This is a genomic window from Mesorhizobium australicum, from assembly GCF_900177325.1.
In the GTDB taxonomy this organism is placed as follows: Bacteria; Pseudomonadota; Alphaproteobacteria; order Rhizobiales; family Rhizobiaceae; genus Mesorhizobium_A; species Mesorhizobium_A australicum_A.
Map to the genome: position 1 here is coordinate 3,295,979 of NZ_FXBL01000004.1, position 17,336 is coordinate 3,313,314.

Annotated in this window: 16 protein-coding genes; 2 read left to right on the forward strand and 14 right to left on the reverse strand. The window is 66.0% G+C overall.

Annotation, left to right across the window (positions count from 1 at the left end; all coding sequences use genetic code 11):
* Positions 1 to 93: 93 nt before the first annotated feature.
* The 13 genes from B9Z03_RS18730 to B9Z03_RS18790 form a co-directional block, all read right to left on the reverse strand.
* On the reverse strand, positions 94 to 750 hold the full coding sequence (locus tag B9Z03_RS18730; RefSeq protein WP_085465595.1) for a protein-L-isoaspartate(D-aspartate) O-methyltransferase: 657 nt from the start codon (positions 748 to 750) through the stop codon (positions 94 to 96).
* Positions 747 to 1,505 carry a 5'/3'-nucleotidase SurE gene (surE, locus tag B9Z03_RS18735; RefSeq protein WP_085465596.1) on the reverse strand — a complete coding sequence of 253 codons (759 nt, stop codon included), beginning with the start codon at positions 1,503 to 1,505 and terminating at the stop codon, positions 747 to 749. The genes B9Z03_RS18730 and surE overlap by 4 nt, the downstream gene beginning before the upstream one ends.
* Positions 1,506 to 1,507: 2 nt before the next feature.
* Positions 1,508 to 2,830: a serine--tRNA ligase gene (gene serS, locus B9Z03_RS18740; RefSeq protein ID WP_085465597.1), complete on the reverse strand. Its 1,323-nt coding sequence runs from the start codon at positions 2,828 to 2,830 to the stop codon at positions 1,508 to 1,510.
* Between the two features lie 138 nt (positions 2,831 to 2,968).
* On the reverse strand, positions 2,969 to 3,823 hold the full coding sequence (gene tatC, locus B9Z03_RS18745; RefSeq protein WP_085465598.1) for a twin-arginine translocase subunit TatC: 855 nt from the start codon (positions 3,821 to 3,823) through the stop codon (positions 2,969 to 2,971).
* Positions 3,820 to 4,359, reverse strand: coding sequence for a Sec-independent protein translocase protein TatB (tatB, locus tag B9Z03_RS18750; protein WP_085465599.1), 540 nt, complete (start codon positions 4,357 to 4,359; stop codon positions 3,820 to 3,822). Before tatB ends, tatC begins: the two co-directional genes overlap by 4 nt.
* 48 nt (positions 4,360 to 4,407) lie before the next feature.
* The gene (locus tag B9Z03_RS18755; protein ID WP_085465600.1) at positions 4,408 to 4,626 is read right to left on the reverse strand and encodes a twin-arginine translocase TatA/TatE family subunit; all 219 of its coding nucleotides are present in this window, start codon (positions 4,624 to 4,626) and stop codon (positions 4,408 to 4,410) included.
* 35 nt (positions 4,627 to 4,661) lie between these two features.
* Positions 4,662 to 5,765, reverse strand: a complete 1,104-nt coding sequence (locus tag B9Z03_RS18760; RefSeq protein ID WP_085465601.1) for an ABC transporter ATP-binding protein — start codon at positions 5,763 to 5,765, stop codon at positions 4,662 to 4,664.
* Positions 5,766 to 5,811: 46 nt separating this feature from the next.
* Positions 5,812 to 6,552 (reverse strand): SMC-Scp complex subunit ScpB, encoded by a 741-nt coding sequence (scpB, locus tag B9Z03_RS18765; RefSeq protein ID WP_085465602.1) that lies wholly within the window; start codon positions 6,550 to 6,552, stop codon positions 5,812 to 5,814.
* Positions 6,545 to 7,348, reverse strand: coding sequence for a segregation and condensation protein A (locus tag B9Z03_RS18770; protein ID WP_085465603.1), 804 nt, complete (start codon positions 7,346 to 7,348; stop codon positions 6,545 to 6,547). Before B9Z03_RS18770 ends, scpB begins: the two co-directional genes overlap by 8 nt.
* A gap of 54 nt (positions 7,349 to 7,402) precedes the next feature.
* Positions 7,403 to 8,422: a beta-N-acetylhexosaminidase gene (gene nagZ, locus B9Z03_RS18775; protein WP_085465604.1), complete on the reverse strand. Its 1,020-nt coding sequence runs from the start codon at positions 8,420 to 8,422 to the stop codon at positions 7,403 to 7,405.
* A gap of 163 nt (positions 8,423 to 8,585) precedes the next feature.
* Positions 8,586 to 12,143, reverse strand: a complete 3,558-nt coding sequence (locus B9Z03_RS18780) for an SPOR domain-containing protein (RefSeq protein WP_085465605.1) — start codon at positions 12,141 to 12,143, stop codon at positions 8,586 to 8,588.
* Between the two features lie 100 nt (positions 12,144 to 12,243).
* Complete coding sequence (gene argS / locus B9Z03_RS18785; RefSeq protein WP_085465606.1) at positions 12,244 to 14,001, reverse strand: arginine--tRNA ligase; 1,758 nt, start codon at positions 13,999 to 14,001, stop codon at positions 12,244 to 12,246.
* 60 nt (positions 14,002 to 14,061) lie between these two features.
* A complete protein-coding gene (locus tag B9Z03_RS18790) occupies positions 14,062 to 15,285 on the reverse strand; it encodes a deoxyguanosinetriphosphate triphosphohydrolase (protein ID WP_085465607.1) in 1,224 nt (407 codons plus the stop codon).
* Positions 15,286 to 15,359: 74 nt separating this feature from the next.
* Here B9Z03_RS18790 and erpA point away from each other — a divergent pair, with 74 nt between their 5' ends.
* Together erpA and xth are read left to right on the forward strand one after the other, a co-directional pair.
* Positions 15,360 to 15,710: an iron-sulfur cluster insertion protein ErpA gene (gene erpA / locus B9Z03_RS18795; protein WP_085467746.1), complete on the forward strand. Its 351-nt coding sequence runs from the start codon at positions 15,360 to 15,362 to the stop codon at positions 15,708 to 15,710.
* Positions 15,711 to 15,716: 6 nt separating this feature from the next.
* Positions 15,717 to 16,529: an exodeoxyribonuclease III gene (gene xth / locus B9Z03_RS18800; protein WP_085465608.1), complete on the forward strand. Its 813-nt coding sequence runs from the start codon at positions 15,717 to 15,719 to the stop codon at positions 16,527 to 16,529.
* Positions 16,530 to 16,539: 10 nt separating this feature from the next.
* Here xth and B9Z03_RS18805 read toward each other — a convergent pair whose 3' ends face one another.
* Positions 16,540 to 17,331, reverse strand: coding sequence for a tetratricopeptide repeat protein (locus B9Z03_RS18805; protein WP_085465609.1), 792 nt, complete (start codon positions 17,329 to 17,331; stop codon positions 16,540 to 16,542).
* Positions 17,332 to 17,336: the final 5 nt, after the last annotated feature.

Sequence of the window (17,336 nt, forward strand, 5' to 3'; positions counted from 1 at the left end):
CTACACCCGCACACCAGTTACCGAACTGGCATGATTAAAGCGCGTTAATCTTACTTGTCGGTTAAGTCTTGGCGGGGCTTGAAGAAAATTCGACTAAATTGCGGCCGCGACCCCTGAGGCCAGCGGCTGCAGGCGCGTCGTCGCAATGTCTTCGCGATCGAAGCGGCTGCCTACCTTGGTCAGCCGCGCCATATGCTGCAGGCCCTCCGGCGGACCGATCGGCGCGATCAGCACGCCGCCGCTTGCCAACTGGTCCACGAAGGTACGCGGAAGTCCTTCGAACGCCGCCCAGACCACGATGCGGTCGAACGGCCCCTCGGATTGCACCCCGTTGACCCCGTCCATGTGGCGTACCGAGACATTGGTGATGCCGAGCGCCTCGAGTCTCTGCCGGGCGTTCGTCGCCAGCGTCCTGTAGCGCTCGACAGTGAGCACGCGCGCCGCAAGCCGCCCTATCACGGCCGCGCTAAAGCCGGAGCCGGTGCCGATCTCCAGCACGCGGTGGGACGGCTCGAGGGCGAGCGATGCAAGAATCTTGGCCTGGAAGTCGGCCCCTTCGATTGCCTCGCCGCATTCGATGGGCAGCATCCGGTCGGACCAGGCGTGCGCCTGCCACTGGCCCGGAATGAAGCCGCGTCGGGGCGTGGCCTCCATCGCGGCGATCAGCGCCTTGTCTTCCAGCCCCCGGCCGCGCATGCGCAGAAGAAACGCCGCGAAGGACTCGCGGTCCGCCTGTGTCTCGCTGCTCATCCGAGCACCGCCGCCAGCGCATCCCGCGTCTCATGCGCGGTAAGGTCGAGCTTCATCGGCGTCACGGAGATCTTCCGCGCATCCAGCGCGTGGATGTCGGTGCCCTTCACCGGGTTGTTCATCTGCTTGCCGAAGCGCAGCCAGTAATAGGGCAGGCCGCGCCCGTCCTGGCGTTCGTCGACCCACAGTCCGTGGACGTATTTCCCCTGCGACGTCACTTCGACGCCCTCGACCTCCTCAGCCTCGCAGTTGGGGAAATTGACATTCAGGAACACCCCCTTGGGCAGATCCGCCGCGATCAGCTTGTGAAGCAGGTCGGGTGCCAGCGATTCCGCCGTGCCCCAAGGCACGATGCGGCCGTCGTCGTGGAACTGGTAGCTCTGGCTGAGCGCGATCGAGCGGATGCCGATCAGGGTCCCCTCCATGGCGCCGGCGACAGTGCCCGAATACGTCACGTCGTCGGCGATGTTGGAGCCGGAATTCACGCCGGAGAGAACGAGGTCCGGCGGCTCGGGCATCAGGTTGCGCACGCCCATGATGACACAGTCCGTCGGCGTGCCACGCAGCGCATAGTGCTTGTCGGCGACCTTGCGCACGCGCAACGGCTCGGACAGCGACAATGAGTGCGCGAAGCCCGACTGGTCGTTCTCCGGCGCGACCACCCAAACGTCGTCGGAGAGCTGCCGGGCGATACGCTCGAGCACCATCAGCCCTTCGGCATGGATGCCGTCGTCATTCGTGAGCAGGATGCGCATGGTCAGGCTCGCCCGATCTTTTCCATACCGCCCATATAGGGCCGCAGAACTTCAGGAATCGTCACCGAGCCGTCCTCGTTCTGGTAATTCTCGATGATCGCGATCAGCGCACGGCCGACGGCGACGCCCGATCCGTTGAGCGTATGGACGAAGCGCGTCTGCTTCTCGCCCTCCGGCCGGTAGCGCGCCTCCATGCGGCGAGCCTGGAAATCACCGCAGACCGAGCAGGACGAGATCTCTCGATAGGCATTCTGCCCCGGCAGCCAGACCTCGATGTCGTAGGTCTTGCGCGAACCAAACCCCATGTCGCCGGTGCACAGAAGCATGGTGCGGAACGGCAGGCCGAGGCGCTTCAACACCTCCTCGGCGCAGCCTGTCATCCGCTCGTGCTCGGCGTCCGCGGTCTCGGCATCGGTGATCGACACCAGCTCGACCTTGTCGAACTGGTGCTGGCGCAGCATGCCGCGCGTGTCGCGCCCTGCCGATCCAGCCTCCGAGCGGAAGCAAGGCGTCAGCGCCGTCATGCGGCGCGGCAGCGTCTTGGCGTCGAGAATTTCCTCGCGGACAAGGTTGGTGAGGGGGACCTCGGCGGTGGGGATCAGCCCCACCCGCCCGGACGTGTGCGGCGCGAAGAACAGATCCTCCTCGAACTTCGGCAACTGGCCCGTGCCGAAAAACGCCTCGTCTCGCACCAGGAGCGGCGGCTGAATCTCCTCATAGCCGTGCTCGTTTGTATGCACGTCGAGCATGAACTGGCCGAGTGCGCGTTCCAGCCGCGCAAGCTTGCCCTTAAGCACTGTGAAGCGGCTGCCGGAGAGCTTTGCCGCGCGCTCGAAGTCCATCATGCCGAGCGCCTCGCCGATCTCGAAATGCTCCTTCGGCTTGTTGCCCATGCGCGGCTGGCGCTCGGTGATCAGCTCCGTGCCCCATTCGCGCACCTTGACGTTGTCGTGCTCGTCCTTGCCGATCGGCACGTCGTCCATGGGGATGTTGGGAATCACGGCCAGTGCGTCGTTCAGAGCCTTATCCAGCTCGCGCTCGCGCGCCTCGCCGTTCTGGATGAATTCCTTGATACCCTTGACCTCGGCCTGCAGTTCCTCGGCGCGGGCGGAATCCCCTGCCCGCATCGCATTGCCGATTTCCTTCGAGGCGGCGTTGCGCCGCTCCTGCTTGACCTGGAGCTCGCCGAGATGGGCGCGCCGGTCCTCGTCCTTCTGGATCAGGTCGGACACCGTCGATTCCGCGGACGCCTGCGACTGGCCGCGCTTCATCAGCGCCTTGGCCAGGATGTCGGGGTTTTCGCGGATCCATCTGATGTCGAGCATGATTTGTTCCGTTGACGCAATTTCGGTGAGATCGCCCCCCACCCGAACGGTCAGGGGGTTAAACCGTGCAACGGACCGACGCAATACGGATGCGCATCGTGTCGAGGCTCGAAACGAGAATTGTACGCGCGTCGATGCCTATTCGGCGGGCTTGGCCTCGGCCTGAGCCTTCGTCGCCTCGGCAGCCTCACCAGCTTCCCGTGCCAGCCTTTGCTTCTCGCGATCACGCTCGACCCAGCGGGCCAGAATGATCGAAAGCTCGTAGAGCAGGATCGTCGGCACGGCGAGGCCGATCTGGCTGACCGGATCCGGCGGCGTCAGCACCGCGGCGACGATGAAGGCAATGACGATCGCCCATTTGCGCTTGTCCGCCAGCCCGGCGGCCGAGAGCAGCCCGACGCGGGCCATGAGCGTCGTCACCACCGGCAGCTGGAACACCAGGCCGAAGGAGAAGATCAGCGTCATGATCAGCCCGAGATATTCGGACACCTTCGGCAGCAACGAGATCTCGACTTGGCCGTCGCCACCGGTCTGCTGCATGGCGAGGAAGAACCACATCACCATCGGGGTGAAGAAGAAGTAGACCAGCGCGCCGCCGATCAGGAACAGCACGAACGAAGCAATGAGGAAAGGCGCAAAGGCCTGGCGCTCGTTCTTGTAGAGACCGGGCGCGACGAATTTGTAAATCTGCGCTGCGATCAACGGGAAAGCGATCAGCAGGCCGCCGAACATGGCGATCTTGATCTGCGTGAAGAAGAATTCCTGAGGCGCGGTGTAGATCAGCTCGACCTTGCTCGAATCGAGCCCCGCCCACTGTGTTGCCCACTGGAACGGGATGACCAGCAGGTTGAAGATCTGCTTGGCGAAGAAAAAGCAGCCCAGGAATGCGATGAAAAAGCCGCCGATCGACCAGATGAGGCGGGTGCGCAGTTCGATGAGATGCTCGATCAGCGGTGCTGACGATTTCTCGATTTCGTCGTCTTCGGTGCTCACGCCTTGGTTCCGGCTTTCTTGCGGGTTGCCTTGGGCTTCGCCGCAGCTGCAACGGCAGGCTGGGCGGCGACCGGTGCGGCAGGCGGCGCGTCGGCGGTGGTAGACGCGACCGGAGGAGCCGACGGCTCTGCGACGGCGGCCGGCGCGGCTGTTTCACCAGGCATCGCCGCGGTCCCCGCCTTCAGCGGCTCGGCAGGCTGTGCGTCCGGCGAAGTCGTGGGCTTGGGCGCCGGCTTCAGCGCAGCCTGCAGCCCAGCGCGAACGTCGGCGGCCGCCTTTTCCATCGGGTTGAGGACCTTCTTGATGTCGCTCGCCGGGTTGAGGCCCTTGAGCTGGTCGATCGACGACTTCACGTCGTCGAGTTCGGCCTCCTTCAGCGCCTCATCAAACTGCTTGCGGAAATCGTTCGCCATCGATCGCATCTTGGCCGTCGTGCGGCCGAAGCTGCGCAACATGCGCGGCAAGTCCTTTGGCCCGACGACCACGATCATCACGATCGCGATCACGAGCATTTCCGTCCAGCCGACATCCAGCATGGCGATTACTCCGGCCAGTCAGATCGAACGACGCCCAGCGGGCGCCGCTCAGGTCTTGCTGACGTTCTCCTTGGCCGGCGTCACGGTCTCGTCGGAACGGTGGTCGACTGTTTTCGGAGCATCGGCATCGTCCTCGGACATGCCCTTCTTGAAGCTCTTGATGCCCTTGGCCATGTCGCCCATGAGCTCCGGGATCTTGCCCCGGCCGAACAGGAGAAGCACGACGACCAGCACGATGAGCCAGTGCCAAATCGAGAAGGAACCCATGACTATCCTCTTTCGAACAAGTTCGTTGGCATGATCTAAGCGTTTTTGCCGGCTCTTTCAAACACAAGCACGTCGCTTTCACGAATCGTGAGCGTTATGTCGCGCCGGCCGGCCGGTACCTGGCCGCATTTCATACGAGCGCGTACAGGCTGATCGGCGCCCGCGACCCGGATTTCGAACAGTTCGGCGTCGCCCAGGAAGCGCCGCGAGATGATCCGGCCGGGCATTCCGGAGCCGTTCTCGCCCGCCGAAATGCCGCCGAGCCGCACCGCGACCTGTGCCGCCGCGCCATCGGCCAAGCCGGCGGTCGCGAAACTCCCGACCGGCGTCGCCACGCGCCCGTCGGCGACCTCGCATTCGAAGACATTGATTTCCGAAAAGAATCCGGCGGCAAAAAGGCTGTTCGGGCGATTGTAGAGTTCTTCCGCCGTCCCGGTCTGCACCAGCTTGCCGTCGCGCAGCAACGCGATGCGGTCGCCCATGCGCATCGCTTCCTCCGCGTCATGCGTCACCACGATCGCCGTCGCACGGCTTTCCCGCAGGATGGCGAGCGTCTCGGCGCGGACGGAGTCCTTCAAACGCGAATCGAGGCCCGAGAACGGCTCGTCCATCAGGAGCACCGTCGGTCGCGGAGCAAGCGCGCGAGCAAGTGCCACACGCTGCTGCTCGCCGCCGGACAGGAGATGCGGATAGGCCTGCGCATATTGCTGCAGGCCGACGCGCGACAGCGCGATCTCGGCCTCCCGGTCCGCCTCGGCGCGCGACATCGCCGTGAGGCCGAAGCGGACGTTCTCCAGGATCGTGAGATGCGGAAACAGCGCGAAATCCTGGAAGACGAGGCCGATCGACCGCTTCTCCGGCGGCAGGAACACCGACGGCCCGGCGATCTCGCGCTCGTTCATCAGCACCCGCCCGGACGTCTGCGGCTCTATGCCGGCAGCGATCCTGAGCAGTGTCGTCTTGCCGGAACCGGACGGGCCAAGCAGGCAGAGCACCTCGCCAGGCTCCGCGGTCAGCGACACGTCGGACAGTGTCTCGCCATTGCCGGCGAAGGAATGCGAGATGTTCTCGAAGGACAGCCGCGCCGCGAATGTCACCCCGGCCGGCACCCGGGCTGCGGACTGCGCAGCGTTTGTCATCTATCCTAGCACCTCGACCGGTCGGGCCGCGAAACGGCCGGTCCGGTCAATCATCCCCGCCCTTGGGTGTCAACAGGCCGAGTTCCTCCAGGTCGATGTCGGTCAGTTCGTCCTCGTCGTCGGCGAGCAGGCCGGGATCGGCCATCGGCGTCGGGACCTGGAAGTTCGACGGCATCCGCGCCGAAAGCAGCCCCGCCCCCTTCAGCTCGTCCATGCCCGGCAGGTCGCGGATCTCGGCGAGGCCGAAATGATCGAGGAATGCATCGGTCGTGCCGTAGGTCACCGGGCGGCCGGGCGTGCGCCGGCGGCCGCGCATCCGCACCCAGCCCGTCTCCATCAACAGGTCGAGCGTGCCCTTGGAAGTCTCGACGCCGCGGATCTCCTCGATCTCGGCCCGCGTCACCGGCTGGTGGTAGGCCACGATCGACAGCACCTCCAGCGCGGCGCGCGACAGCTTCTTCTGCTGCACCGCGTCGCGGTTCATCAGGAAGGCGAGGTCGCCGGCCGTGCGGAAGGCCCAGCCGTCGCCGATGCGCATCAGGTTGACGCCGCGCTTCTCGTAGATGCGCTGCAACTCGGACATCACATAGGGCACGTTGCTGCCCTGCGGCAGGCGCGCGGCGAGCGCCTTCTCCGACACGGGCTCCGCCGAGGCGAACACGATCGCCTCCGCCATCCGCACCGTCTCGGCCAGATGCAGCCGCGTGGCGGGATTGTCGAACACGTCGTGCGTGTCCGGTTCTTCGTCGTCCATGACGGACATGACCGCGTTCCCACCTTCAGTCATAGGCAACCTCCGCCAGCCTGTCGGCCTTCGGACCACCGCGCAGGTAGATCGGCGCGAACGCGCCTTCCTGGCGGACTTCGAGCTTACCCTCGCGCACCAGTTCGAGGCTTGCCGCGAAGGAACTCGCGATCGCCGTCGCACGCTCCTGCGGCGCCGCGATGTATTCGATCAGGAACTGGTCGAGCGCCGTCCAGTCCTTCATCCGACCGACAAGACGGATCAGGATGTCGCGTGCCTCTTTGAGCGACCAGACGGCCCGCTTGGCGATCCTGACATTTGTGATCGCCTGGCGCTGGCGCTGCGCCGCATAGGCGGTGAGCAGGTCGTAGAGCGAGGCGGAATAGGTGCTCGTCGTCTCCACCACCACCGTCTCCGGCATGCCGCGTGCGAAGATGTCCCGGCCGAGCCGGTTCCGGTTCACCAGCCGCGCGGCCATGTCGCGCATCGCTTCCAGGCGCTTCAGGCGGAATTGCAGGATCGCGGCCATCTCCTCGCCGCTCTCCTCTTCGTCACCCGCCTGCTTCGGGATCAGCAGCTTCGACTTGAGGAAGGCGAGCCAGGCCGCCATGACGAGATAGTCGGCCGCGACCTCGAGCTTCAACTTCCGCACACGGTCGATGAAGACAAGATACTGCTCGACCAGCGCCAGGATCGATATGCGCGCGAGATCGACCTTCTGGGTTCTGGCAAGATGCAGGAGCAGATCGAGCGGGCCTTCGAAGCCGGACACATCGACGACAAGAGCCTCGTCCGGGTCCGGACGCGGATCGTCGTTGTCCGCCCAAAGGCGGTCCATCGGCGTGGGCTTAGCCCTGTTGTCGCTCCGCTCGTTCACGCGAAGACCCGTTCCTCATGCGACGGCCTCGAAATAGGCCGCGAATTCGTCGCGCACGGCGCTTTCGTCCGCCCCGTCCGTCCTGCCGAGCGGCGCCATTGCACGCTTCGCCCGCTCCAGCGCCCTGCCCTGCAACGCCGGAACGGCCGAGGCGACCGGCGCCATCTCGTCCATCAAGCCGTTGCAGTGAAGAACCACATCGCATCCGGCCGCAAGGCTCGCGGCTGCACGGGCGGCGAAATCCCCAGAAAGCGCCTTCATCGACAGGTCGTCGCTCATCAGCAGCCCATCGAAGCCGATCTCGCCGCGGATATAGTCCGAGATGACCTTGGGCGAGGTCGTCGCCGGCCGCTCGGGATCGATGGCCGAATAGATGACATGCGCCGTCATCGCCATGCCGAAGCCGGCATTGGCCTTGAACGGCGCGAAATCGTGCCGGCGGAGTTCCTCCAGCGGCGTGTCCACCACCGGCAGCGCATGGTGGGAATCCGAGAACGCCCGGCCATGCCCCGGAATGTGCTTGATCACCGGCAGTACGCCGCCAGCAAGCAGACCTTCCGCCGCCGCCCTGCCCATCGCAGCCACAGTATCTGGGTCCTTCCCGTAGGCGCGGTTGCCGATCACGTCGTGCGCGCCCTCCACCGGCACGTCGAGGACCGGCAGGCAATCCGCGGTGATGCCGAGCGCCGACAGGTCGAAGGCGTGCAGGCGCGACAACAGCCATGCCGCCCGCAGGCCGGCCTGTGAGTCATGCCGGTAGAGCGCGCCGAGCGGGGAGCCCGCCGGATAGTTCGGTGCGAGCGGCGGCCGCAGCCGCTGCACGCGCCCGCCCTCCTGGTCGATGAAGACAAGGGCATCGTTGCGGCCGCTGCAGTCGCGCAACGCGCCGACGAGGTCGCGGATCTGGCCGGGCTCCGAGACGTTGCGCGCGAACAGGATGAATGCCCAGGGCCGCTCGTCACGGAAGAACGCCGCCTCGTCGGGAGTAAGCGACAGGCCGGAACAGCCCAAGATCATGGCTTTTGATTCGGTCATGTGGCGAGTCTAGAGCAAAGCGGCGCACGCTGCACATGGCACTCGCGTCCGCGAAAGGCCGCCGGCAGGTTCGAGTCTTCTCGACCGCACCATCTGGCACCGTCGGTCCATACGAAGACGGGCGCCACGAGGGCGCCCGTCGAAACCCATGACTGCCCGCAGGTCACTGCGTGACGAAGCAGCTTCCGCCCGCCGTCTTGAGCTTGGCGCAGAGAATGTTGGCGTCGTTCTTGGACGCTGCCGGCACGCGCACACGCCACATCGTCCCCTTACCCGACACTTCGGCCTGGATGATGTTTACCCCCTTGCCGCCCAGCACTCCGCCATAGCGGCGTGCGAGGTCCTCGTAAGAGGCTTGGGCGCCCTCGCGGGTCGGCTGCGACGCGATCTGCACCGTCCAGAGGCCGGCCACGGGCGCGGTCGCCGCGGGTGCGCTCGCTTCCTGGGCTGCCGGGGCAGCGGGCTGCGGAGCCGGCTCGGCACGAACCGGTGCGGGCGTGACGGCCGCCTGGCGGACGGGCTCCTCGGCTGCCGGCTGGGCCGTCCGGCTCGGACGCGGCAACGGCACGATCACGTCGGACGCCGCCGGTGTCTGGAGGCCGGCTGCACTGTCGTCGGCAGCGGCGTCCGGAGGCAGGATCGACACGTCGTCCCGCGCGCCCGGCACGGCCGACGGCACCTGAGCGCCTGGCTGCGCCGCAGCCATCGTCGCAGGATCGGCATTGGTCGGCACGGTCGCCATCGCCGTACCGGTCGTCTCGCCGGACGCCACCGCCGGCGGATCCTCGCGCGGCACCAGCGTTCCGTCCGGACGCACGATCATGGTGCGGACCTTCTTCGGCGCAATCGCCGCAACTTCCTGCGACGGTTCGGAGCCCTGCGCCGTTTCCTCCGGCGTCACGCGCTCCTCGGACTTCACGGTAGGCGTCTCGACGCCGGGCAGAGCGGCCGTCGGCTGTTCGGCGGCTGCCGGCGGGTTGGCAGCACTATTCGCCGCGGGCGCCGCGGGACGGGCGGCAGGAGGCGGTGCCATTGGCTCTTCCGCACCCGACACGAGCTTGTCCTGCGACGTGGCGGCAGCCGGCTGGCCGCGCACCTGCTCGTAGACCTTGCCGTCCTGGTTCGGGACGATCGCCCCACCCGGATTCTCCGGCTTGACCTTGATCGGTGACGGATCGGCCTTGACGAGCGCCGGCGCGCCATCTCCACCCGAGCCGCCGGTGAAGGCATAGGCGCCGATGCCGCCGATCACCGCGACGCCAGCAAGCATGGCGGCGATCAGCAGGCCACGGCTCCGCTTCGGCTGTTCCTTCTCGATCTCCTCGCCGTAGAAATCGCCGGCAAAGGCATCGTCGTCCTCGCCATAGGGCGGCTCGCCGCCCTGGTCGAGCTGGAAGCCGGCAAGCTGGTCGTCATAGTCCGTCACCGGCGCGTATTGCGTCGACTGCGCCGCATGCTGGCTGGGATAGGTCGCACGAGCCGGCTCGGCGGCACGCTCGACATAGTAACCGGCACCGGGATCTGGCTGCGCGACAGACCTCGCGGCAGGCGGAGTGGCCTTCGGCTCGGGAACCCGGGACAGCTGCTGGAACGCCGTCGCGAAATCAGCATCGAGATCGTCGAACCCGGCCGGCGTGACGTTGGGCTCGTCGAAGGCGAGATCGGGAATGTCCAGCTCGTCGGCAAGTGCCACGGCCTGGTCGGAGATCTCGACCGTTTCGATGTCGGGCGCAAAGTTGGCGTCGTCGAGCAGGTCGGCGAGATCGGGAAACTCGTCCTCGATCTGCGGCTGCGGAGCAGGCTTCGCTGCGGCCGGAGCCGGCGCGAAGGCCGACGCAGCCACCGAGCCGGCGGCAGAAGCCGCCAGACCGGCACGCGGCGCAAACGGCATATCGCTCTTCGGTGCGGCATATGGAGAGGCGGGACGCGGTGCTTCAGCACGCGGCGGTTCCATCGGAACAGGTGCGGGCCTCGCCACAGGTACTGCGGCGACCTCGCGCTGCGGCGCAGCCTGCGTCCGCCACGACGAGAAGTCCGGCCGCGCCGCGGCTGCCGGCTCGGCGGCGATCGGGGCGGCGGACGGCGCCGGCGCGACCGGGCGCAGGTTCTCCCTGCCCGTCGCATTCGGATTGGCGACCGGATTGCTGCGGCTGAGGCTGCGGACGATGGGCGGCTGAGCCGCGAGCGCGGCGAGTGCCGCAAACGGATCCGCGTCGTCCAGCTCCGGCGCTACCGGCGCCGGTGCGGCGCGTTCCGCGACCGGCTCGGGGCGGCCCGCTTCGGCCGACTTCATTTCGGCATAGCGCTGGCGCCAGTCGAAGACCGGTGCCGCCGGACGCTCCTCTTCCACTGCACGCCGCTCTTCCGTGAAGGCGAGCGGACGCAGCGTCGCGGGCTTTGCTGCCGTCGACGGTCCGGCGTTTTCACGCGTCATCGGCTGGGGCTCGACATGGGGTGCCAGTTCAGCCTCGAGATCAATGACCGGATCATCCTCCACCTCGGCGGCTGCTTCAAGCTGCTCGGCCGGATCGAACGCCATTTCGGCGGCGTCGAGTTGCTGCTCTTCGTCGGCCTCTGCCACCACTTCAGCTGCCGCCTCGCCCCCGGCGAGTGTCCGCTCGAGTTCGGCGGCGAGATCGTCATGATCAAGATCGGCCTGGTCGAAGGTAAAATCGTCAAACGCCGGCATCTCCGCCGTCACGTCTTCCTGCGCGACCGCGACGACTTCCTCTGCGACGGTCTCCTCGACCGTGACCAGATCGGCGGGCTCCTCATATGCGGGCTCCTGATAGTGCGCCGTCGCGTCATGAGCCACAGGATCGGCGGAAGCGACCGCCTCGACGACGGAAACCTCGGGCTCGGTCACCTCCTCGGAGATCGCGGACACCGTGTCCGGCTGCGGCAGCACATGCGCATTGCCGGTGCGGCCGAGAAGCTGGCGCAGTTCGTCCTCGATCGACAGGGATTTGGTAGGCGCGGGAACGACCGCTGCCGGCTCCGCCACCGCCTGGGGCTCGGCGGCGCGCAGTTCCACGTCCTCTGCTACGGCAGCCTGCGCCTCGGGAACGACGGCGTCTTCCTCAACGAACGCCGCGATATCCTCGATCAGATCGTCTGCCGCGAAATCGTCTTCCACCGCCAGACGCTCGTCCGCGACGTATTCCTGTTCGACCAAGTGGTCGACATCGGCGATATGATCCTCAACGGCCATGCCTTCAAGGGTCTGCCCGACGGTGTCGTCCACCTCGACATCAACGGCATCCTGCTCAATGTGAGCCGAGACCTCTTGGTCCATCCCGGCAGCAAGGTCGAAATCCTCGAACGCCGCGTCCAGATCGGCAAGATCGTTTCCGAGCGCGGCTTCCATCGCCTGGAGGTCGACATCCGTCTCAACGGTCGCAGCGACCGGCTCGGGCGCCTGCTCCTCCGCTGTCTCGGCCAGCATGTCCGCGAACGCGTCGTCGAAATCGGCCTGTAGAGTCTCGAACTCGGCAACACCTTCCTCGGGCTGCGGAGCGCGCGCCTCGACGTCGGCGGCCGGCTCCTCGCCGAAGAGCTCGCCCATCAATTCCTGTTCGAGATCGATCTCGAAATCCGCCTCGGACGAATTGGCCGCAGCCTCTTCCTTCGCCAGACCCATGATGCGGCTGAGTTCAGCCAGCGGGTCGGTCTCCGGGAACTCGGAGGGATGCGCTGCCTTCAAGACGGTCTTGCTTGCCATCGTTTTTTCCCACACTCAAAACCCGTCCCGACGTGGCGCCAGGAACAAGTGGCCGTACCAGCGCAATGTGGGCAAAAGGTGACAGGTTTTCCGGGGGAAACTAGCGCATTTCCCGGGGCGCTTCGGCTCCGATCAACGCCAGTCCGGACGATAGAACGCCGGAAACAGCCTGCACCAGCCCAAGTCTGGCATAGGTCAATTCTGGGTCGTTAACCTTAACAAACCGTAAGCCGGGGTTGTCATTGCCGCGGTTCCACTGCGCATGGAACGCGGTCGCCACTTCGTAGAGGTAGAAAGCCAGGCGGTGCGGCTCCTTGGCGAGTGCGGCGCCCTCGATTAGGCGCGGATATTCGGCGAGCTTCTTGACCAGCGCTATCTCGCTCTCATCCACGAGCAGATGCGCCCTCGCTGCCAGGTCGCCGACGGCCGGCAGCGCAACTCCAAGCTGCTCCTCGGCCTGCCGCATCGCTGAGTGGCACCGCGCCGAGGCGTACTGGACGTAGAACACCGGATTGTCCTTCGACTGCTCCGTCACCTTGGCGAAGTCGAAGTCGAGCGGCGCGTCGTTCTTGCGGTAGACCATCATGAAGCGGATCGGGTCGCGCCCGACCTCGTCGACCACGTCGCGCAGCGTGACGAAGTCGCCGGAGCGCTTCGACATGCGCACCGGCTCGCCGTCGCGGAACAGCTTCACGAGCTGGCAGAGCAGGACGGTGAGTTCGATCTCGTCCCCGCCGACGGCGCGCGCCAGCGCCTGCATACGCTTCACATAGCCGCCGTGATCGGCGCCCAGAATGAAGATCATCTCTTTGAAGCCGCGTGCATATTTGTCGTAGAGATAGGCGACGTCGGCCGCGAAGTAGGTGTAGGAGCCGTCCGACTTCACCAGCGGCCGGTCGATGTCGTCGCCGATCTCGGTCGAGCGGAACAGAGTCTGCTCGCGGTCCTCCCAGTCCTCGGGCAGCTGTCCTTTTGGCGGCGGCAGCTTGCCCTTGTAGACATGGCCCTTCATCGTCAACTCGTTCAGCGCCGTGCGGATCTTGCGGCCGCCATCGGCGTGAAGCGTGCGCTCCGAGAAGAACACTTCGTGATGGACGTTGAGCGCGGCGAGGTCTTCCCGGATCATCACCATCATGGCGTCGATCGTACGGTCCTTGACGATCGCCAGCGCCTCGTCTTCCGGCATCTGGTTGAGGCCCCGGCCGAACTCCTTAGCCAGTGCCTCGCCGACCGGCACGAGATAGTCGCCCGGATAGAGGCCCGGCGGAATTTCGCCAATCTCCTCGCCCAGCGCCTGCCGGTAGCGCAGCATCACCGAGCGGCCGAGTACGTCGATCTGCACGCCAGCGTCGTTGATGTAATATTCCTTCGTCACATCGTAGCCCGCGAAGGCGAGCAGATTGGCGAGCACGTCGCCCACCACCGCGCCGCGGCAATGGCCGACATGCATCGGGCCGGTCGGATTGGCCGAGACGTATTCGACATTGGTCTTGCGCCCGGCGCCGAGCTGCGAGCGGCCATAGTCGGGGCCAGCCGCCAGCATCGCCTTCAGCGTCCCATGCCAGAAGCCATCCGAAAGCCTCAGGTTGATGAAGCCCGGCCCGGCAACCTCGACCGAGGCGATGTCGGCATCGCCCCGCAACGCGCCTGCGATCTTCTCCGCCAGCGCGCGCGGATTCTCGCCGACGCTCTTGGCAAGCACCATCGCCGCGTTCGTGGCGAGGTCGCCGTGCGAAGGATCTCGCGGCGGCTCGACCGTGACGCGGCTGGTGTCCAGCGCCCCACCGTCCCTGGGCGTGAGCGCGAGCGCGTCCACCACCGTCCTGATCCGCGCGTTGAAGTCGGCGAAAATGTTCATCGCATCGTCCGTATCGAAGAATTCCGGAGCCTGCGCCGCCGGCGCAAGCCGCGGCTGCGCCTATCCCAAATCGGGAGTATGGTCAAACAGGCGCCGGTGCTCCTTGAGCGCATAGGTGTCGGTCATGCCGGCCAGGAAATCCGCCACATGCCGCGCCTTGACCGTTTCGGTGGCATTGGCGAGCACGCCGCGCCAGCCTTCCGGCATCTCGCCGGGATCGGCCAAGTATCGCGCGAAGAGCTCGCGCAGCACCCGGTCCGCCTCCGCGCGCACCGCCATCACGGTCGGATTGCGGTAGAGATTGCGATAGAGGAACGCCTTCAGCTCCGCCTCCTGCGCGGTCATGTCCGGCGAGAACACCACCATGGCCCTCCCTGCCCTGCGGACGTCGTCGGCACTGCCGGGCTTCGTCTCGGCGAGCCTTGCCTGCGCCATCACGATCACATCCTCCACCATGCGCGTGATCTGGCGCCGCACGAGTTCGTGTCCCGTCCGCACCGGGTCGAGCGCCGGATAGAGACGGTGGACCTCGGCGAGAATTCCGGCCGGCAAGCTCACCTCTTCGAGCGCGTCGAGCTTCAGGAGGCCCGACCTCAGCCCGTCGTCAATGTCATGCGCATTGTAGGCGATGTCGTCGGCGATCGCCGCGCACTGCGCCTCAAGCCCCGCATGTTCCCCAAGATGAAGGTCGTAGAGTGTGTTGAAGTCGCGGATCGAGCGCGGCACAGGCCCCTTCAGACCTTTGCCCGCCGCGTCGACCAGCGGCCCGTTGTGTTTGACGAGCCCTTCCAGCGTCTCCCAGGTCAAGTTGAGGCCGTCGAATTCGGCATAGCGGCGCTCCAGCTTGGTCACGACCCGCAGCGCCTGCGCATTGTGGTCGAAGCCGCCGAACTGGGCCATGCACTCGTTCAGCGTGTCCTCCCCCGTATGTCCGAACGGCGTGTGGCCGAAATCGTGGACCAGCGCCACCGCTTCGGCGAGGTCCTCGTCGGCCCGCAGCGCACGGGCGAGCGCACGGGCGATCTGCGCCACCTCGATCGAGTGCGTCAGGCGGGTGCGATAGTGGTCTCCCTCATGCGCGATGAACACCTGCGTCTTGTGCTTGAGCCGCCGGAAGGCGGTCGAGTGGATGATCCTGTCGCGGTCGCGCTGGAAAGGCGAACGCGTCGGGCTTTCCATCTCATCATAGAAGCGCCCCCGCGACCGCGCCGGGTCGCTGGCATAGGCGGCCCTCGGGCGATAGCCGAAGCCGATGCCCTCGAAGGCGCTGTTCTCCCCGGACATGGCAAACCGCCGCTGGTTGACTTGGATAGTCGCGCTTCATACCTATTGCTGAGAGACGAATGCAAGGTGACGCCATGGGCACGGACGCCAAGACTGCCATGAAGGGCATCGACGTGACGGACGCAGCGGCGTCCCGCGTCGCCAAGATCGTCGCGAAGGAGCCGGGCAAGTCGGCACTGCGCGTTTCCGTCGAGGGCGGCGGCTGCTCGGGCTTCTCTTACAAGTTCGACCTGGTCGACAGCCGCAACGACGACGACCTCGCCATCGAGAAGAACGGCGCGACGATCCTGATCGACGAGCTGTCGCTCATCTACATGGGCGGTTCGGTAATCGACTTCGTCGACGACCTGATGGGCCAGTCTTTCCAGATCAGGAACCCGAACGCGGTCGCCTCCTGCGGCTGCGGCACCAGCTTCTCGATCTGAACCGCGATGAAGATCGCCACCTGGAACATCAATGGTGTCAAGGCGCGCATCGAGAATCTCGTCGCCTGGCTCAAGGAGAGCCAGCCCGACATCGTCTGCCTCCAGGAGATCAAGACGGTCGATGAAGGGTTCCCCCGCGCCGACGTCGAGGCGCTCGGCTACAATATCGAGACGCATGGCCAGAAGGGCTTCAACGGCGTCGCGATCCTGTCGAAGCTACCGTTCGACGAAGTGATCCGCGGCCTTCCCGGTGACGACGAAGACGACCAGGCGCGCTTCATCGAGGGCGTGTTCTCTGTCGTGGACGCCAAGGGTCGCAAGACGGCGCTGCGCGTCGTCTCGCTCTACCTGCCGAACGGTAATCCGATCTCGGAAGACCGCAAGTTCGGCTACAAGCTGCGCTGGATGGCCCGGCTCGAACGCTGGGCGGCCGAACGCCTTCGCCTGGAGGAACCGCTGGTGCTCGCTGGCGACTACAACGTCATCCCCGAGAAGGAAGACGCCAGGCGCTGGCAGGACTGGGTGAACGACGCCCTGTTCCAGCCCGAATCGCGGCAGGCCTTCCGCCGGCTGTTGTCGCTGGGCTTTACGGAATCGATCCGCTCCGTGACCGATTCGCCCGAGGTCTACACGTTCTGGGACTATCAGGCCGGCGCCTGGCAAAAGAACAACGGCATCCGCATCGACCATCTGCTCCTGTCGCCTGAAGCGTCGAACACGCTGCGTGGTGCGGTCGTCGAGAAACACGTGCGGTCCTGGGAAAAGCCCTCGGACCACGTGCCGGTCGCCATAGATCTGGAAATCACCGTCCCCGTCTGAGAGGCCGGGCCTATTTGGCGCCGCCGAGCATGTCCTGCGCGAGCGCGATCGCCGTGCGGCGGTCGGCCTCGGTCGCCAGCGCAAAGGCCTCTTCCTGCATGCCGCCGATCCACTGGCGGTCGCGCGGATCGGCGCGCTCCATGGCCGCCGTCAACATCGCCAGGCCGCGCACCACCTTGCCCCGCTGGTAGAGGAGGTTGCCGAGGGTGGCCTGCGCGCCGGCATGGCCCTTCTCCGCCGCAAGCTGCAGCCAACGGCCGGCCTGCTTGACGGATGCCTTCACGCCCTCGCCGTTGAGGAACATGCGGCCGAGCTCGAACTGTGCCGTCGGGTTGCGGTAGTTGGTGGCGGCGTCGCGATAGTATTCCTGCGCAAGCACAGGATCGGCCTTGACCGGGCTTCCCGGAATGCCCTTGCGCACATAGCCGCCGATTGCCACCAGCGCGTCGGAGACGTAGGCCGCCTCGACACTGCCGTGCTCGACGCCCTGGTTCACGATCTGGGAATAGAACTTGAAGGCCTCGTAGTCGTTCTGCGTGACGCCGTCGCCGTCGGCATACATACGCGCGAGCTTCCACTGTGCACCGAGCTGGCCCTTCTCGGCCGCATAGCGATAGGCTTCCATCGCCTCGCCCTTGTGGCCACTGCGATATTTGTCGAAGCCGTCGCGCAGCGCCTCCCAGGGGTTAGACAACGGTGCGCCACCCGTCGAAGCCGGGTCCAGCGCCAAGGCCGAGCCCATGCCTGCCAGCAGCAGGCCGGCCGCGACAGCGCCGACTCGTATGGATCCCTGTATCCGCATCTCAG

Coding starts and splice junctions, on each gene's coding strand:
- B9Z03_RS18780 (WP_085465605.1), bottom strand. CDS start 12,143: ATGGCAAGCAAGACCGTCTTGAAGGCAGCGCATCCCTCCGAGTTCCCG.
- tatB (WP_085465599.1), bottom strand. CDS start 4,359: ATGCTGGATGTCGGCTGGACGGAAATGCTCGTGATCGCGATCGTGATG.
- erpA (WP_085467746.1), top strand. CDS start 15,360: ATGGGCACGGACGCCAAGACTGCCATGAAGGGCATCGACGTGACGGAC.
- B9Z03_RS18760 (WP_085465601.1), bottom strand. CDS start 5,765: ATGACAAACGCTGCGCAGTCCGCAGCCCGGGTGCCGGCCGGGGTGACA.
- B9Z03_RS18805 (WP_085465609.1), bottom strand. CDS start 17,331: ATGCGGATACAGGGATCCATACGAGTCGGCGCTGTCGCGGCCGGCCTG.
- argS (WP_085465606.1), bottom strand. CDS start 14,001: ATGAACATTTTCGCCGACTTCAACGCGCGGATCAGGACGGTGGTGGAC.
- serS (WP_085465597.1), bottom strand. CDS start 2,830: ATGCTCGACATCAGATGGATCCGCGAAAACCCCGACATCCTGGCCAAG.
- B9Z03_RS18790 (WP_085465607.1), bottom strand. CDS start 15,285: ATGTCCGGGGAGAACAGCGCCTTCGAGGGCATCGGCTTCGGCTATCGC.
- surE (WP_085465596.1), bottom strand. CDS start 1,505: ATGCGCATCCTGCTCACGAATGACGACGGCATCCATGCCGAAGGGCTG.
- B9Z03_RS18770 (WP_085465603.1), bottom strand. CDS start 7,348: ATGGACCGCCTTTGGGCGGACAACGACGATCCGCGTCCGGACCCGGAC.
- xth (WP_085465608.1), top strand. CDS start 15,717: ATGAAGATCGCCACCTGGAACATCAATGGTGTCAAGGCGCGCATCGAG.
- B9Z03_RS18755 (WP_085465600.1), bottom strand. CDS start 4,626: ATGGGTTCCTTCTCGATTTGGCACTGGCTCATCGTGCTGGTCGTCGTG.
- scpB (WP_085465602.1), bottom strand. CDS start 6,552: ATGACTGAAGGTGGGAACGCGGTCATGTCCGTCATGGACGACGAAGAA.
- B9Z03_RS18730 (WP_085465595.1), bottom strand. CDS start 750: ATGAGCAGCGAGACACAGGCGGACCGCGAGTCCTTCGCGGCGTTTCTT.
- nagZ (WP_085465604.1), bottom strand. CDS start 8,422: ATGACCGAATCAAAAGCCATGATCTTGGGCTGTTCCGGCCTGTCGCTT.